Source organism: Myxococcus qinghaiensis (assembly GCF_024198215.1).
GTDB classification, from domain to species: Bacteria; Myxococcota; Myxococcia; order Myxococcales; family Myxococcaceae; genus Myxococcus; species Myxococcus qinghaiensis.
The window spans coordinates 349,557-365,225 of record NZ_JAKCFA010000010.1; the positions used below are offsets into that span (position 1 = coordinate 349,557).

The window sequence follows — 15,669 nt, forward strand, 5'->3', positions numbered from 1 at the left end:
GCTGGCCATGGCCGGAGCGGAGCACGCGACGTGAGACGGTATGACGTGGCCGTGGTGGGCGGAGGGCCGGCGGGACTGGCGGTGGCCATCCACACCACGGTGCGCGGGCTGAACACCGTCGTCCTGGAGCGCGCGACGCTGCCCGCGGACAAGGCCTGCGGCGAGGGGTTGATGCCCTCCGGGCTCGCGGCGCTGGAGCGTCTGGGCGCGCTGGCGTACCTGGACCGCGCGGAGAGTTCGCCCTTCGTGGGCATCCGCTACGTGCAGGAGGACGGCAGCACCGCGGAGGGCCTGCTGCCGGGCCCCGGAGGACTGGGCGTGCGGCGCGTGGCGCTCGCGTCGGCGCTGGTGGCGCGGGCCCGGGACGTGGGCGTGGAGCTGCGCGAGCGCACGCAGGTGCTGTCGCATCGGCGCGGGCACGACGGGGTGACGCTGGAGACGGCGGAGGGGCCCGTGGAGGCGCGGATGCTGGTGGCCGCGGACGGGCTGGCCTCGCCGCTGCGGCGCGCGGAGGGGCTGGAGGTGGACACGGAGTGGCCTCGACGCTTCGGGCTGCGCAGGCACTTCCAACTGGCCCCATGGACGCCCTATGTCGAAGTGCACTTCGCCGATGGCGTGGAGGCATACGTGACGCCCGCCGGCGCGCGCCGCGTGGGCCTGGCCTTCCTGTGGGAAGACGGCGGAGTCGAAGGACGCGTGGGCTTCGACGCGCTGCTCGCGCGCTTCCCCCGACTCCAGGAGCGGCTGCTCATCGCGGCGCCGGACTCGCAGGTGCGCGGCGCGGGGCCGCTGGCCCGGGTGGCGCGGGTGCGCGTGGCGGACCGCTTCGCGCTGGTGGGGGACGCCGCGGGCTACGTGGACGCGCTGACGGGCGAGGGCCTGTCGCTGGCCTTCGCGTGCGCGGAGTCGCTGGGGACGCTGCTGCCGGACGCGCTGACGAAGGGCGCGACGAGTCAGGTGCTGCGCCCCTACGAGCAGCGCTTCCAGCAGGTGTTCCGCAAGTACGCCTGGGCCACGCGCGCGCTGCTCATGCTGGCGCGAAGGCCCGGGCTGCGGCGCCCCATCGTCCGGCTGCTGGGGCGAAACCCCTGGATGTTCGAGAAGATCCTCCACGCCGTCGTGGCGTGACGGGCGCTACTTCGCCATCACCCACCCGACGAACAGCTCCGTGGAGCGCTCCAGCAGCGGCTCGATGGAGTCACTCCGGGACTTCTTGCGCAGCGGCCCCTCGTTCCACAGCGCCGCCAGGCCGTGCACCCAGGCCCAGATGGTGAAGGCCAGCGTGTCCATGTCCACCTTGTCGCCCGTGGCCTCCTTCGCCTCCTGGGCCAGCGCCTGGAGCCGCCCGTAGGCGCGCATGCCCTCGGTGTGCAGGCTCGCGTACTTCTCCTCGTCGCTCCACTCGGGTCGGAACATGACGCGGTAGTGCGCGGGGTGCTCCACGGCGAAGCGCACGTAGCACCGGGCGAGCGCTCGCAGCTGGCTGTCGGTGCGAGGAGCCCGGATGCTCGACAGCGCCTCGTCCATCCGCTGGTTGAGCGCCCGGTAGCCCTCTTCCGCCACCGCCGCCAGGAGCGCATCCTTGTCCCGGAAGTGGTGGTAGGGCGCCGCCGCCGTGACTCCGGCCCGCCGGGCGACTTCGCGCAGCGACACCGCGCCCACGTCCTCCGTCGCGATGAGCTTCAACGTCGCGTCCACCAGGGCCTGGCGCAGGTCCCCATGGTGGTAGGCCCGCCGTCGCGGCGCGGCCGGCTTCTTCACGCCCCGGGTCGTCATCGCCCCTGCTCCCTTCCTGCGTCGTTCATCTTGACACCGTTAAGACCGACTCTTATCTGAGCGGTGTTCATATTGACTGGAGGCGCGGGATGCGCGCATTCGTGACGGGAAGCACGGGCCTGTTGGGGACCAACGTGGTGCGGGCGCTGGTGGCCGGAGGGCACACGGTGCGGGCGCTGGCCCGCTCGCCGTCGAAGGCGCGCAAGGTGCTGGGGGGCCTTGCGGGAGTGGAGGTGGTGGAAGGGGACATGCAGGACGTGAAGGGCTTCGCGGCCGGGCTGGAAGGGTGTGACGTGGTCATCCACACGGCGGCCTATTTCCGCGAATACTACGCGGCCGGCGACCACTGGCCGAAGCTGTATGCCATCAACGTGAAGGCCACGGTGGAGCTGGCCGAGGAGGCGCACCGGCGCGGGGTGAAGCGCTTCGTGGACATCAGCTCGTCGGGGACGGTGGGGACCAAGCCGGACGGCTCGGCCGGGGATGAGCAGACGCCGCCCGCGCCCGTGGGCTCCGCCAACCTGTACTTCAAGAGCAAGGTGGAGTCGGAGCGGGAGCTGAATGCCTTCGGCGCGCGCTCGGGCATGGAGGTGGTCTACGTCCTGCCGGGGTGGATGTTCGGGCCCTGGGACTCGGGCCCCACGGGCGCGGGCCAGTTCGTGCTGGATTTCCTCGCGGGGAAGATGCCGGCGCTGCTCGACGGAGGCGGGTCGCTGGTGGATGCGCGCGACGTGGCCCAGGCCACGGTGGTGGCGGCCGAGAAGGGCCGTGCGGGCGAGCGGTACCTGGTGGGCGGCGAGTTCGTGGACCTGTCCACCCTCTCCCAGACGCTGGAGCGGGTGACAGGGGTGAAGGGGCCGCGCCGGACGCTGCCGCATGCGCTGGCGGTGGCCATGGGGGTGGCGGGGCAGACGTGGGCCCGGCTGACGGGAGGAGAGACGTCGCTGACGGTGGAGGGCGTGCGCACCATGCACGCGAAGCTTCGCGTGGATTCGACGAAGGCGCGGCGGGAGCTGGGGGCGTCGTTCCGTCCGTTGGAGGAGACGCTGCGGGACACGGTGGCGTGGCTGCGCGAGCACAAGCTCGGAGCGGCGCCCGTCGCCAAGAAGTCCCAGGTCGCCACGTCCCCCTGAAGAGTCCTGCGCGTCGTGCCCCCTGCCGTTACGATGGGTCCCCAGCCGCGCCCTGGCCGGAGGGTGCGTGTGTCGCCTCGATGGAGCATCGTCGCCATGCCTCTGGACCGCCAGTCCCCCACCTCGACGGTTCTGTTCCTGTTGCTGTGCGCGCCGCTGCTCGGTGGCTGCGTCTTCGCGGGCCCCAGTCACCAGGGGCCTCCGCTGGCGCACTTCGACGGAGAGAAGTTCCACAACATCGGGGATGCGCCGGAGCTGAAGGCGACGGCACTGGTGGAGGCGGCGCTGAAGGAGCCTCGCGGCGCGTGGCGGGAGTACGAGGAGCTGACGCCGGGCAGGCCCCCTCCGGAGCGGGTGGGGCCGGGCAGGCTGAAGGTGACGCTCATCAACCACGCCACGGTGCTGCTCCAGGCGGATGGGGTGAATGTGCTGACGGACCCCATCTACTCGGACCGGCCCAGCCCGGTGCCCTTCGTGGGGCCCAAGCGCGTGCATCCGCCGGGCATCCGCTTCGAGGACCTGCCGCCCATCCACGTGGTGGTGGTGAGCCACAACCACTATGACCACATGGACCTGCCCACGCTGCGCAGGCTGGAGGAGGCGCACCATCCGCGCTTCATCGTCGGCCTGGGCAACAAGGCGCTGCTGAAGGGCGAGGGCTTCCAGAACGTGGAGGAGCTGGACTGGTGGCAGTCCACGGACGTGACGCCGGAGGTGAAGGTGACGGCGGTGCCCGCGCAGCACCGCTCCAACCGGGGGCTCACGGACCTGTCGGAGACGCTGTGGGCGGGCTACGTCGTCTCCACCACGGGAGGGCCGGTGCTCTTCGCGGGGGACACGGGCTTCGGGCCGCACTTCTCCATGGTGGCCGCGCGCTTCGGGCCCATGCGGCTGTCGGTGCTGCCGATTGGTGCGTTCCGTCCGCGCATCATCCACACGGTGCACATGGGGCCGCGCGAGGCCCTGGATGCGCACAAGGTGCTGAGCTCCTCCACGTCCGTGGCCATGCACCACAACACCTTCCCCATGGCCTTCGACGGGCAGGACGAGGCGAAGTTCCTGCTGCTGCGACTGCTCGCGCGTGAAGAGGTGCGCCCGCGCTTCTGGGCGCTCGGCTTTGGCGAGGGACGCTATGTGGAGCCGTTGCCAGAGACGGCCGCCGCCCTGGCGGGGCTCTGCCACCAGGACACGGTGGCCGTCGATTAGTCACGTCAGCGGTTGAAAGGCGCCTCCTGGACCCAGTGGAAGCCCCGGTTGAGGAGCTGGAGCTTCGACGTGTCCACCTTGCGCACGCGGACGTCGATGGCGGCGCCCTCGAAGGTGCCCTGGAGGACCAGGTGCTCGGCGTCTGGCTGCTCCAGGGTGAGGGTCGTCTTCTTCGCGTCCTCACCGCGCCCCTCGGCGAGTGTGAGCGCCCGGTCCTCCACGCTCCCCGTCAGCTGGAAGTACTGCTTGGAGCCATCCATCTTCCGGAGCGTCATCCAACTCCCGCGACTGATGGCGAAGCCGCGCCAGCGCGTCGTATCGCCCAGGAGCGGAGGCAGCACCGCGCCCTCCCTCGTGAAGGACTCGACCTCGTAGAGCCCGTAGAGCGGAGGACGGGGCGCGCCCTCGCCCCACGTCGAGTACGCCTCCCTCGTCCGGCTGGTGTGGGAGTGGAGCATCCAGCCGATGAAGAGGAGCTTCACGCCGAGCAGCGCCCAGGTGGTGCGAGAGGAGAAGGTGAAGGGCGTGGCGAGCGCGACGGGCTGCGTGGCGCGGTTGAGCACGAGGACGTCGGCCAGGCGTCGCAGGTCTGGCAGCAACAGGAGGACGGCGTAGAGGAGGAGCTGGGTGGAGTAGAGCTTGACGGGGACGTCGTAGAAGCAGTTGAGCGCCACCACGTTGGACATGACGCCGATGACGACCAGCGCGCCGAGCGTCGTGGTGCGCCGGAAGAAGAGCAGCAGCCCGCCCAGCACCTCCGCGCCTCCGGTGAAGAGGTTGTAGCCGGGGGAGTAGCCCATGAAGGCCCACAGAAGCCCCATGGGGGAGAACTCGCCCATGGGCTGGGTCAGCTTGTCCATGGACGGGAAGGGGAACTGCGACTTGAAGACCTTGGCGAAGCCATAGGACAGCATGGCCACGGCCAGGATGTAGCGGACGTAGACGCGCAGGACGTCGTGGGCCTTCGCGTACCGCGCGCGATGCCGGTCGACGACGGACCACACGGACGCCGCGATGACGGCGAGCGCCACGAAGAGGCCCGTCTGCGCGTAGTCGAAGGCCTTGTCCCCGCTGCCGGACATGGCGGTGGACAGCTCGGGCCCGCCGACCACGTGCCTGAAGACCCAAGGCACGACGAACTCCCAGAAGCCCGAGATGGCCGTGGACAGGTGCGTGCCGATGAGGGGCAGCGTGTCCAACGGGAAGGCGAAGTTGTAGAGGAGGACGTAGGCGAAGACGAAGCGGAACGCGACGCGCGTCGCCAGGCGCCACGGGGCGGGCTCCGGCGCCGCGGTGACGGGGGCCACGGGCACTGGCGCGACGGGCCCTGGTTCGGAGGCAAGAGGGGTGGCGGTGGTCATGGCGGGCTCTGGCGCTCAATCGTAGTCAGTGAGCGGCTCGTGCCTCAAACCCGGGTTGCCCGGTGACGGCGTGAGAACAGGGCCGCCTATCGCGCGGTGCGTCGAGGCGCCTTCCGTCGCGGCTTGGAGGCGTGTCCACGCTGCTCGCTCCGGATGCGCAGGGCTTCGATGATTCGGTGGGCCAGGGGGTTCTCCGGAGCGCTGGCTCGCTGCACGGCATAGATGAGATTGACCACCGGCTGGCGGCTCGGTGCGGGAGGCACGACGACGGTGCCCTGTCGCGCGGCCTGGGCGACACAGTGGTCGGGGAGGATGGACCAGCCGTGACCGGCAGCGACGGTGCCCAACACCTCCTCCAGCTCCTCGAAGTGGTACGTGCCCCGCACGGAGCGCGGCTGTCGCCCGTAGTGGCCCTCGAACCACTTGCCGAAGACGTACTCGCACTCGTCATAGGTGATGAAGGCCAGGTCCTCGAAGTCCGCGAGCTGGGGGGACGCGCGTCCCCGCGCCTGGGGCGGACCGACGAGCACCAATTCCTCTCTCCACACGGGAGTGGTGAGCAGTCGGCTGGACACGTGGGGCAGGTAGACGAAGCCCACGTCGCAGGCGCCGTCCTCCAGGGAGGCGAAGACCTGGTCCGCGGTGGGGAAGCGGAGCGAGTACGGCGACGCGGCCAGCTCGTGCGAGAGGAGGGGATAGAGCACATAGCGGCCGAAGCCGCTCACGGAGGCGATGCGCAGTGGCGCCGGCTTGATGTCACCTTCCTTGAAGGAGCGCGCGAGCTGACCGAAGTCGTCGAAGAAGCGCTCACAGAGCGCGTGCAGCCTCGTGCCCGCATCGGTCAACGTGAGGCGCCGCGTCGTACGGTCGAAGAGCACGGTGCCGAGCTGCTGCTCCAGTTGATGAATCTGGTAGCTCACCGCCGGCTGCGTCCGGTGCAGCACCGTGGCCGCGCGGCTGAAGCCCCGCTCGCGGCTCACCGTCAGGAAGGTCTCCAGGTAGCGAGGGTCCAGGTCCATCGAAGGATTCTATAGGCTTCATCCAGTCTATCCATTGGATTGATGGAGCAGGGCGCTCGCAGGATGCCCGCCACATCGCGGGATGCGCGGTGTCGGAGGTGGAGTCATGACGGGTTCGTTGAAGCGGGCACTCGTTTCGTGTGGCTGGTTGTGGGTGGCGCTGGGGGCAGCCACGGGAGTGGCGAAGGAGGTGTCCTCGGGCAAGCCAGGCTCGCGCGTGGTGGCCCCTGTCCCAGTAGGGGCCGCGCGGGCCGTGGCGTCTTCGGTGGAGGTGGCGCGTCCGTCGCTGGTGGTGTTCCTGGTGTTCGATGGGCTGCGCTACGACGACCTGGAGCGCTGGCGTCATCGGATGGGGCCGGGAGGTTTCCGCAGGTTGCTGGAGGGCGGCACCGTCTTCGACTCCGCGCGCTATCCCTACGCGACGACGAAGACGTGTCCGGGACATGCCACGCTGGCGACCGGGGCGCTGCCGGGTGTGCACGGCATCATCTCCAACGAGTGGTACGAGCGGGAGTCCGGCGCGGAGGTGAGCTGTGTGCGCGACTCCGCGAGCCCTCCGCTGGATGACCCGAAGGGGAAGGGCGTGTCACCCGGTCGGCTGAAGGTGTCGACGTTGGGAGACCGGTTGCTCGCGACGCATGGGGCTTCCTCGCGCGTGCTGTCCGTCTCGCTGAAGGACCGCGCCGCCATCATGTTGGGAGGCCACCGGGGACAGGCGTACTGGTGGGGCACGAAGGGCTTCACGACGAGCCGCCACCATGCGGAGCATCTGCCGCCTTGGGTCTCCACCTGGAACGCGGCCCAGGTCTCGCAAAAGGGAGGAGCATGGGCGCGCGGCGCGGAGGTGGCGACATACGCCGCCCTGGGGCCGGATGACGATGCGCGCGAGCGTCCACCCGAGGGACTGGGACGCACGTTCCCGCATCCGCTCACCACGGAGGACGCCTTCCTCTACACGCCGCTGGGCGCGGAGAAGCTGTTCGAGTTCGCGCTCGCGGGTCTGCGCGCCGAAGCGCTGGGGAAGCGCCCTGGTGCCAGGGACCTGCTGGCCATCGGCATGTCGAGCGTGGACGTGGTGAGCCACGGCTTTGGCCCGGAGAGCCACGAGACGGTGGACATGTTGCTCAGGCTGGACAGGGCACTGGCCGCGTTCCTGGAGTCATTGGAGCGAGAGCTGGGCTTGTCGAAGGTGCTGGTGGCCTTGAGCGCGGACCATGGGATGGCGCCCGCGCCGGCTCGGGCGGAGCAGCGCATGTCGGGTGCGTTCGTGACGCGCGCGGTGGACGCGGCGCTGGACCAGGCGTTCGGACCGGACGATTGGGTGGAGGCTTTCAGCACGCCGCACCTGTATCTGCGGCAGGCGCGACTGAAGGCACGGAAGGTGCGGCTGGAAGAGGCCGTCGAAGTGGCTCGTAAGGCGGTCCGTGCGCTGCCGGGCATCGCCGACGTCGTCTCCGCCGAGGACGTGCGCGTGGGCCGTGAGCAGGGCTTCGCGCGGAGGGTGCGCGGCGAGTACGTGCCGGAGCGGTCCGGAGAGCTGGTCATCATCGCGGACCCGCATGTGCTGTTGGCTCCGGACGACGAGCACGCGAGCACCCACGGCACGCCATACGAGTACGACATCCACGTGCCGCTCGTCCTCTTCGGCCAGGGGCTCCCCGCCGTGCGTCAGGGGCGGCCTGTCACGCCGCTGGACCTGGCGCCCACGCTGGCCACGTGGCTGGGGGTGACGTTGCCGGACGCCTCGGGGAGTCCGCTCTGCGAGGCCCTGGCGCCCGGCACTCCCGTGCCCGCGAGCTGTGCCGCTCCAACTCACTGAGTCGCGAGGAGGCGAGAGCGCCGCTCGGCCGCCCGCTCGGTGTTGGGGACCTGTCGGCTCTTGTTTCGCATCCGGGTCAGACGCCCCTGGTAGATAGGGGGCCTCGTGGACGACGACCGGACCGGACAGGACAGCAGGCCCCCCAGGAAGCAGAAGCGGCCCCGGAAGGTGTCCGCCCGCTACCTGGAGAACGTGGCGCTCCACTACCTCAAGCGCTACGCCTCCACGGTGAGTCAGTTGAAGCGCGTGCTGGTGCGCCGGGTGGACCGCTCGGTGAAGGAGCACGGCGGAGACCGCGCCGAGGCGCTCGGGTGGATTGACGCGCTCACGCAGAAGCTCGTCCGCAACAACCTCATCAACGACGACACCTACGCGGGGATGAAGGCGCAGTCGCTGCGCGCCTCCGGTCGCAGCACGCGGATGATTGCCCAGAAACTGCGGATGAAGGGCGTGGCCGCGGACCTGGTGCAGCGCAAGGTGGCGCTGGCCACCGCGGAGGTCTCCGACGAGGACGCCGCGCGCATCTGGGCCCGGAAGAAGCGACTGGGCCCCTTCCGCAAGGACCTGGCGAAGCGAGACGAGAATCGCAAACGCGACCTCGCGTCGCTGGCTCGCGCGGGCTTCTCGTTCGGTGTCGCGAAGAAGATCATCGACGGAGTACTCGACTAGCGCCGCGATGTCAGGCCCGGCGCATCAATGGCGAGCAGCAGCGTGAGGACTTCGAGCGCACGGCGCTGGCGTTCCTCGCGGAGCCGTCGTCGGCTTCGTGAGCTGTCCGCTCAGCCGAGGCCCTTCGTGGGGAGCAGCTTGCGCGCCAGGGCGATGAATGCGCGCAGCGGGAGCGAGGCGCGGGCGCGGTGGGGGTAGTACAGGAAGATGCCCGGCACGGAGGGCGCCCAGTCCTCCAGCACCGGCACGAGGGTCCCCGCGCGCAGGGCGGGGGCGACCTGCAGTTCCGCCAGATAGGTGAGCCCCACGCCCGCCACCGCCATGCGGAACATGACCTCGGCATTGTCCGTGGCCAGCTGGCCCTTCACCTGGACACGCAGTTCCTTGCGTCCTCGCTCCAGCTCCCAGTGATAGGGCAGTCCCGTCGTGGGTGCGCGGTAGGTGATGCAGTCATGCTTCGCCAGGTCCTCGGGGCACATCGGAGTGCCGTGGCGCTTCAGGTAGGCCGGGGAGGCGAGGACCATGAAGCGGAAGGCGGGTGTGAGGCGCACCTGCACCATGTCCTTCTCCACGGCTTCCATGAGCCGCAGTCCCGCGTCGAGCCCTTCTTCGACGATGTCCACGAGCCTGTCCGACACGCGCACCTCCGCGTGGACGTGGGGGTTCTCCCGGAGGAAGCGAGGCAGCACCGGCTCGATGACGCTGGCCAGGGCGATGCCGGGCACGGTGAGACGCAGGGTGCCGGTGAGCTGCATGGCATCGGCGGACAGGTGCTCGAGCGCGTTGAGGGCTGACTCCAGTCCTGGGGCCGCGCGCTCCAGCAGTCGCTGGCCGGCGTCGGTGAGCGACACGTTGCGCGTGGTGCGAAAGAACAGCGCCTGGTGGACGCGCTCCTCCAACAGCTTCACGGACTGACTCACCGCGGAGGTGGAGACACCCAGCTCCTTCGCGGCCCGGGTGAAGCTCTTGTGCCGGGCGACGGAGACGAACACGGCCAGCTCGTTCAGTGGGGTCAGTGCCATTATGAAGCCATCCTAAACAGTGCTTTCGAATCGTGCCTCTTCTCCGAAAAGGCCTCGGGCGGCAATTTGAGGTCATTCACGGAGGCACGCATGACGACGACGAACCGCATCGACTCGCTTTCCCGCTACCACCTGCTGGGGCGCTCGGGGTTGAGGGTGAGCCCGCTGGCGTTGGGGACCATGACGTTCGGCACGGAGTGGGGCTGGGGCAGCCCCAAGGACACGGCGCACCGCCTGCTGGCCCGCTACCTGGAGGCGGGGGGCAACTTCCTCGACACGGCGGACGGCTACACGAACGGCACGAGCGAGGAGTTCATCGGGGACTACTTCGCGAAGCAGGGCGGGCGTGACGGCGCCGTCATCGCGACGAAGTTCACCGTGAATACATCGCCTGGAGACCCGAACGCGGGAGGCAACGGCCGCAAGAACATCCACCGCGCGGTGGAGGGGTCGCTGCGCCGGCTGAAGACGGACTACCTGGACCTGTACTGGATGCACGCGTGGGATGGCATCACTCCGATGGAGGAGGTGATGAGCACGCTGACGGACCTCGTGCGGGCGGGGAAGATTCGCTACATCGGTTTGTCCGACGTGCCGGCCTGGTACTTCGCGCGGGCGCAGACGCTGGCGGAGCGCGAGGGCTGGGAGCGCGTCGTCGCGTTGCAGTTGGAGTACTCGCTGGTGGAGCGCAACATCGAGCGGGAGCACATCCCGGCCGCGCTGGCGCTGGGAGCGAGCATCACTCCGTGGAGCCCGCTGGCGTCGGGGTTGTTGTCGGGCAAGTACACGCGAGAGGGCGTCTTCGCGAAGGGGGAAGGGCGACTGCCGGCCATCCAGGCGAGTGGCAACCCGGGGATGGCGAAGCTCTTCACGGAGAAGAACTGGCGCATCGTGGACACGCTGATGGAGGTGGCTCGGGAGCTGGACAAGCCGCCCGCGCAGGTGGCGCTGGCGTGGGTGACCCGGAGGCCGGGGGTGGCGTCCACCATCATCGGGGCGACGAAGCTGGAGCAGCTGGAGGCGAACCTGCGTGCGCTGGACGTGGAGATTCCGGAGGCGCAGTCAGCGAAGCTGGACGCCGCTGGTCGCCCGGAGCTGGTGCACCCGTACATCTTCTTCGAGAACGCCTTCTTCACCAGCGGCATGTTCACTGGCGGGACGTCCGTGCGCGCCGAGCCGACGTGGTTCCGTCCGGCGGTGCGCTGAGTATCAGGCTCGCGCTGGAGGTTGGCTCAGTCGGTGCGTTGTTGAAGAGCGCGCCAGAGCCAGCCCCAGCGCAGCTCCAGGTCCTCGAAGGGTGGAACGCCGCTGACAAGCCGCGTGGAGGCGGCTACTCGGTGTCGGGTGTCTCCACGAGTGGCCACAGCTCACCGAGCTGAAGCTCGATGTCGTCGAACGGAGCGGCGCGGATGACGTCATCCTCGCCATACGTCCCCAGCACGAGCCAGTGTCCGTCGCGCAGCTCGCTCACCGTGAGGGTGCGTGCGTCCACGTCGATGAACCACAGGTGCTTGATGCCAATCCGCGCATAGAACGGCTGCTTGATGTGCAGGTCATACGCACGTGTCGAGGGTGACAGGATTTCGCAGGCCCAGTCGGGTGCTACGAGCCAGGAACCCGTGGGTAGCCGTGCCACCCGGTCCTTCCTCCAGCCCGCGAGGTCCGGGATGAACTCCGGTGAGCCCTCCAACCGGATGCCGGGCTCCACCTGAATCCACCAACCCCCAGGCCCGCCACGCCCCTTCTGGAAGGGGTCTCGGAGGGCGGTAATCAGCGCCCCAATGGAGTCCATATGCCCAGCACGTGGCTGGGCATGCACATACAACGTTCCTTCGATGACCTCGCCCACGACGCCCTCGGGCAGAGCCTCGATATCGGCGAGGGTCGCGACACCCTCTGTTTCGCGTTTGCCGTAGGCCATGCCCCGAGTCTGGGGATAGCAAAGCCCCCTGACAAGCAGCGCCGCTGACGGCGTCCGTTTACAGCTAGAGCTTCAACTTCTTGAACACGGATTCCGGGATGCTCTTGATGATGAGCATGATGATGGCCCAGATGCTGGGAACGTAGACCTCGTTCTTGCGCGCATCGGCGGCGCTGAGCAGCCCACGTGCCACCTTCTCCGGCGAGGCGAACAGCTTGTTCTTCGGCAGGTGCGCCGTCATCGGTGTGTCCACGAACCCCGGCTTCACCGTCACCACCGCCACGTTGGACTTCGCCAGCCGGTTGCGCAGGCCCTGGAGGAACACGGTCAGCGCGCCCTTCGACGTGCCGTACACGTAGTTGCTCTGCCGGCCGCGGTCTCCCGCCACCGACGAAATCACCACCAGCGTGCCGGCCTTCTGCGCCTCGAACCGGTTGGCCAGCACCGTCAACAGTGACGCCGCGCTCAGGAAGTTGGTGCGCAGCACCGCCTCCGTCGCCGTCCACGAGCGCTGCGCCTCCGCCTGGTCTCCCAGCACGCCGTGCGCCAGCACCACGCCGTCCAGCCCGCCCAGCGCCTGGAACGCCCCGTCCACCAGCGCCTCGTGCACGGCGAAGTCGTTCAGGTCCACCGCCTTCGACTCCACCTTCGCGGCGCCCCGCGTGGCGGCGTCCTTCGCCACCGCGTCCAGGTTCTCCGCGTTGCGGCCCACGAGGTACAGCGAGGCACCGCGCGCGGCGAGCAGCCGCACCGTCGCCTGGGCAATGGCGCTGGTGGCGCCGAGGACGAGCACTTTCTTCATGGGGTCGGCAATCTCGGAGAGAGGTCAGCGAAGCGCAAGCAGGGACTTGGGATGCGGCGCTCCGGAAGCGCGCTCCGATTCCAGCGAGAAGGGCATGGCCACCGGATGCATCCGCCGCCAGAACGACGACGAGAACGCCGGGTCGATGTAGCCCGCGAACTCCGAGCGGCGCGGAAAGTACGCCGCGAAGCTCTCCGGACTCATCCGCGCGTCCTTCGCCGGGTACACCGCGCCGCCCGCCTCGCGCGTCACCCGGTCCAGCTCCTCCACCAGCCGGTACGTCTTCTCCCCCCGGTTGGCGAAGTCCATGGCCAGCGTCACGCCCTGGCGCGGAAAGGACATCCACCCCGGCGAGGGGATGTCACCGAAGGTCTTCAGCACCGACAGGAAGCTGGGCAGCCCGCCGCGAGAGCTGCGCTCCAGGATGTCCTTCAGCGCGTCGCGCGCGGTGGAGTAGGGCACCACGCACTGGAACTGGAGGAAGCCCCGGCTGCCGTAGATGCGGTTCCACGCGTAGATGGCGTCCAGCGGATAGAAGAACGGGTCGTAGTGCGTCAGCCGCTGCTTGGGCTTGCCGTTCTGCCGGTGGAAGTAGAGCCAGTTGAACGCCGACACCGACAGCCGGTTGAGGCAGAACGCTGGCATGTCCATCGGCACCGCGAGGCCGATGCCGTGCGACAGGTGGCTCTTCGCCAGCGGGAGCCCGTCGAACTGCGGCGGCGCGAAGTTGCCCCGGTACAACAGGCCCCGGCCCAGCTTCTTGCCGCGCGCCAGGCAGTCCACCCACGCCATGGTGAACTCGTGGTCCGCCTCGGACTCGCGCGCCACGACGAGGAACTCGTCCAGGTTGCCGAAGGGCACCGTCTCCTGAAGCACGTACGGGTTGCTGATGGGCTTGAGCTGGACCTCCGCCCAGGTGACGAGCCCCGTGAGCCCCAGGCCGCCAATCGTCGCGCCGTACCAGTCCGGGTTCTCGTCCGGCGCGCACACGCGGCGGCTGCCATCCGAGCGCACCAATTCGAAGCGGCGCACGTAGCGGCCGAACGTCCCGCCCCGGTGGTGGTTCTTCCCGTGCACGTCGTTGGCGATGGCACCGCCCACCGTCACGTACTTGGTGCCCGGCGTCACCGGCAGGAACCAGCCGCGCGGCGCCGCCAGTCGCAACAGCGTGTCCAGCGTGACGCCCGCCTCGCAGCGCACCACGCCCGTGGCCGCGTCGAAGGCGATGAGCTTGTCCAGCCCCGAGGTGAGCAGCAGCGTCCCGCCCCCGTTGAGGCAGGAGTCGCCATAGCTGCGCCCCAGCCCGTGCGGCAGCACCGAGCCGGAGACTTGCGGCAGCGCGTCCGAGCGCCACGTCAGTGCCTGCGTGCTCTGCTCGACTTGGGGATAGCGTCCCCAGGACTCCAGTGACTTCATCGCGGAAGCCCTCTCACGTGGCCGCCCACAGCACCAGGGCGGAGACGAGCCCCACCGCGTAGCTCACCTTGTCCTTGAGCGCGAAGACGAGCGGGTCCTCGTTCACCTGCCCGCGATGCGCCAGCACCCAGATGCGGCCCACCCAGTAGAGCATCACCGGACACAACAGCCACAGCCGCTCCGGGTGGTCGTAATAGACAGTCACCTCTTTCGAGGTGATGTACAGCGCCAGCACCAGCACGGACACCTGGCCCGCCGCCGCGCCCAGGCTGGCGAGCTGCTCGTAGTCCTGCGCCAGGTACCCGCGCCCGTGCGCGGTCGTCTCGTTGGACAGCCGCAGCCTGCGCACCTCGCTCAGCCGCTTCACCAGCGCGAGCGACAGGAAGAGGAACATGCTGAACATGAGCAGCCAGCTCGACGTGGGCACGCCCACCGCCAGCGAGCCGCCGAAGATGCGCACCGTGTACAGGCCCGCCAGCACCAGCACGTCCAGCATCACCACCTGCTTGAGCCGCAGCGAGTACGCCAGCGTCAGCGCGTAGTATGTCGCCAGCAGCGCGGAGAAGGCGGGCGGCAACAGCAGGCACACCGCCGCTCCCGCGAGCAGCAGCACTGGCGCCAGCGCCACGCCCACGCTCACCGGCAGCGCACAGGCCGCGAACGGACGCTTCTTCTTCGTCGGGTGCCGCCGGTCGGCGTCCAAATCCAGCAGGTCATTGAGCACATACACGCTGGAGGCGCACAGGCTGAAGGCCACGAAGGCCAGCACCGCCTGGGCCAGCAGGTCCGGAGACGCGGCCTTGTGCGCGGCGAGCACCGGCACGAAGACGAGCGCGTTCTTCGCCCACTGGTGCACGCGCAGCGCCTTCACCCAGACGCGCGGGCCCACCCCGGGCTTGTCGAAGACGCGGTGGACGTGGCGCCCCAGCCCTCGCGCCTTCTCCAGCACGCCCGCGGGCGCGTGGACCACCACGATGTGCCGCGACTCGCGCCACAGCGGCAGGTCCACCGCGTCGTTGCCCGCGTAGTCGAACGTGCCCAGCGCCGCCTTCAGCTTCGCCAGCTTGCGCGCGCCGGACAGGTTCACCGTGCCGTCGCTGGCGTGGACCTCCGTGAAGAGGCCCAGGTGCGCGGCGACGGCCTGGGCGATGCGCTGGTCCGCCGCCGTGGCCAGCACCAGCTTGCGGCCTCGCTTCTTCTCCTCGTGGAGGAACGCGAGCAGCTCCTCGTTGTACGGCAACTGGGTGGCATCCAGCCCCGCGCGCCGCGCGACCTCCGCCTTGAAGTACGCCTTGCCCTTGAGCACCCACAGGGGCAGCAGCAGGAGCAGCCAGGGCGCGCGCTTGAAGAGCACGAGCAGGTTCTCGTGCAGCGTGTCGGTGCGCACCAGCGTCCCGTCGAGGTCGACGGCGAGCGCCACGTCTGGCGAGTCTGCGGAGAGGGGTGTCTCTGGAAGCATGGGAAGCGGAGGCGGAGGCTACCCTGTCGGACTGTTTCCGGGCGCGGGAAGGGCGCATGGCCCTCC

Annotated in this window: 14 protein-coding genes; 6 read left to right on the forward strand and 8 right to left on the reverse strand. The window is 69.4% G+C overall.

Translation table 11 applies throughout. The annotated features are described in order from the left end of the window. The first annotated feature begins 30 nt into the window (after positions 1–30). The gene (locus LZ199_RS21340) at positions 31–1,128 is read left to right on the forward strand and encodes an NAD(P)/FAD-dependent oxidoreductase (RefSeq protein ID WP_253995570.1); all 1,098 of its coding nucleotides are present in this window, start codon (positions 31–33) and stop codon (positions 1,126–1,128) included. Between the two features lie 6 nt (positions 1,129–1,134). On the opposite strand, the gene LZ199_RS21345 is transcribed toward LZ199_RS21340, so the two are convergent. Then, entirely contained in the window at positions 1,135–1,776 is a 642-nt protein-coding gene (locus LZ199_RS21345; RefSeq protein WP_253995571.1) for a TetR/AcrR family transcriptional regulator, read from the reverse strand. Between the two features lie 89 nt (positions 1,777–1,865). Here LZ199_RS21345 and LZ199_RS21350 point away from each other — a divergent pair, with 89 nt between their 5' ends. Together LZ199_RS21350 and LZ199_RS21355 are read left to right on the forward strand one after the other, a co-directional pair. Then, on the forward strand, positions 1,866–2,909 hold the full coding sequence (locus LZ199_RS21350) for an SDR family oxidoreductase (RefSeq protein ID WP_253995572.1): 1,044 nt from the start codon (positions 1,866–1,868) through the stop codon (positions 2,907–2,909). A gap of 96 nt (positions 2,910–3,005) precedes the next feature. Next, positions 3,006–4,115: an MBL fold metallo-hydrolase gene (locus LZ199_RS21355; protein ID WP_253995573.1), complete on the forward strand. Its 1,110-nt coding sequence runs from the start codon at positions 3,006–3,008 to the stop codon at positions 4,113–4,115. Positions 4,116–4,120: 5 nt separating this feature from the next. Here LZ199_RS21355 and LZ199_RS21360 read toward each other — a convergent pair whose 3' ends face one another. Both LZ199_RS21360 and LZ199_RS21365 read right to left on the reverse strand, forming a co-directional pair. Then, a complete protein-coding gene (locus LZ199_RS21360; RefSeq protein WP_253995574.1) occupies positions 4,121–5,476 on the reverse strand; it encodes a hypothetical protein in 1,356 nt (451 codons plus the stop codon). An 86-nt stretch (positions 5,477–5,562) separates the two neighbouring features. Further along, positions 5,563–6,495 (reverse strand): LysR family transcriptional regulator, encoded by a 933-nt coding sequence (locus tag LZ199_RS21365; RefSeq protein WP_253995575.1) that lies wholly within the window; start codon positions 6,493–6,495, stop codon positions 5,563–5,565. A 106-nt stretch (positions 6,496–6,601) separates the two neighbouring features. Here LZ199_RS21365 and LZ199_RS21370 point away from each other — a divergent pair, with 106 nt between their 5' ends. Together LZ199_RS21370 and LZ199_RS21375 are read left to right on the forward strand one after the other, a co-directional pair. Further along, entirely contained in the window at positions 6,602–8,314 is a 1,713-nt protein-coding gene (locus tag LZ199_RS21370) for an alkaline phosphatase family protein (protein ID WP_253995576.1), read from the forward strand. 105 nt (positions 8,315–8,419) lie between these two features. Further along, positions 8,420–8,983, forward strand: a complete 564-nt coding sequence (locus LZ199_RS21375; protein ID WP_253995577.1) for a regulatory protein RecX — start codon at positions 8,420–8,422, stop codon at positions 8,981–8,983. Positions 8,984–9,093: 110 nt separating this feature from the next. Here the strand turns inward: LZ199_RS21375 and LZ199_RS21380 are convergent, their stop codons facing one another. After that, the gene (locus LZ199_RS21380) at positions 9,094–10,005 is read right to left on the reverse strand and encodes a LysR family transcriptional regulator (protein WP_253995578.1); all 912 of its coding nucleotides are present in this window, start codon (positions 10,003–10,005) and stop codon (positions 9,094–9,096) included. A gap of 90 nt (positions 10,006–10,095) precedes the next feature. On the opposite strand from LZ199_RS21380, the gene LZ199_RS21385 reads away from it, so the two are divergent. Then, positions 10,096–11,211: an aldo/keto reductase gene (locus LZ199_RS21385; RefSeq protein ID WP_253995579.1), complete on the forward strand. Its 1,116-nt coding sequence runs from the start codon at positions 10,096–10,098 to the stop codon at positions 11,209–11,211. Between the two features lie 124 nt (positions 11,212–11,335). Here LZ199_RS21385 and LZ199_RS21390 read toward each other — a convergent pair whose 3' ends face one another. From LZ199_RS21390 to LZ199_RS21405, 4 genes are all read right to left on the reverse strand, one after another. After that, positions 11,336–11,926, reverse strand: a complete 591-nt coding sequence (locus LZ199_RS21390) for a Uma2 family endonuclease (RefSeq protein ID WP_253995580.1) — start codon at positions 11,924–11,926, stop codon at positions 11,336–11,338. Between the two features lie 64 nt (positions 11,927–11,990). Then, positions 11,991–12,728, reverse strand: a complete 738-nt coding sequence (locus LZ199_RS21395; protein WP_253995581.1) for an SDR family oxidoreductase — start codon at positions 12,726–12,728, stop codon at positions 11,991–11,993. A gap of 24 nt (positions 12,729–12,752) precedes the next feature. Then, positions 12,753–14,144 (reverse strand): FAD-binding oxidoreductase, encoded by a 1,392-nt coding sequence (locus LZ199_RS21400; RefSeq protein ID WP_253995582.1) that lies wholly within the window; start codon positions 14,142–14,144, stop codon positions 12,753–12,755. Between the two features lie 13 nt (positions 14,145–14,157). Continuing rightward, positions 14,158–15,603, reverse strand: coding sequence for a UbiA family prenyltransferase (locus tag LZ199_RS21405; RefSeq protein ID WP_253995583.1), 1,446 nt, complete (start codon positions 15,601–15,603; stop codon positions 14,158–14,160). Positions 15,604–15,669 lie beyond the last annotated feature (66 nt).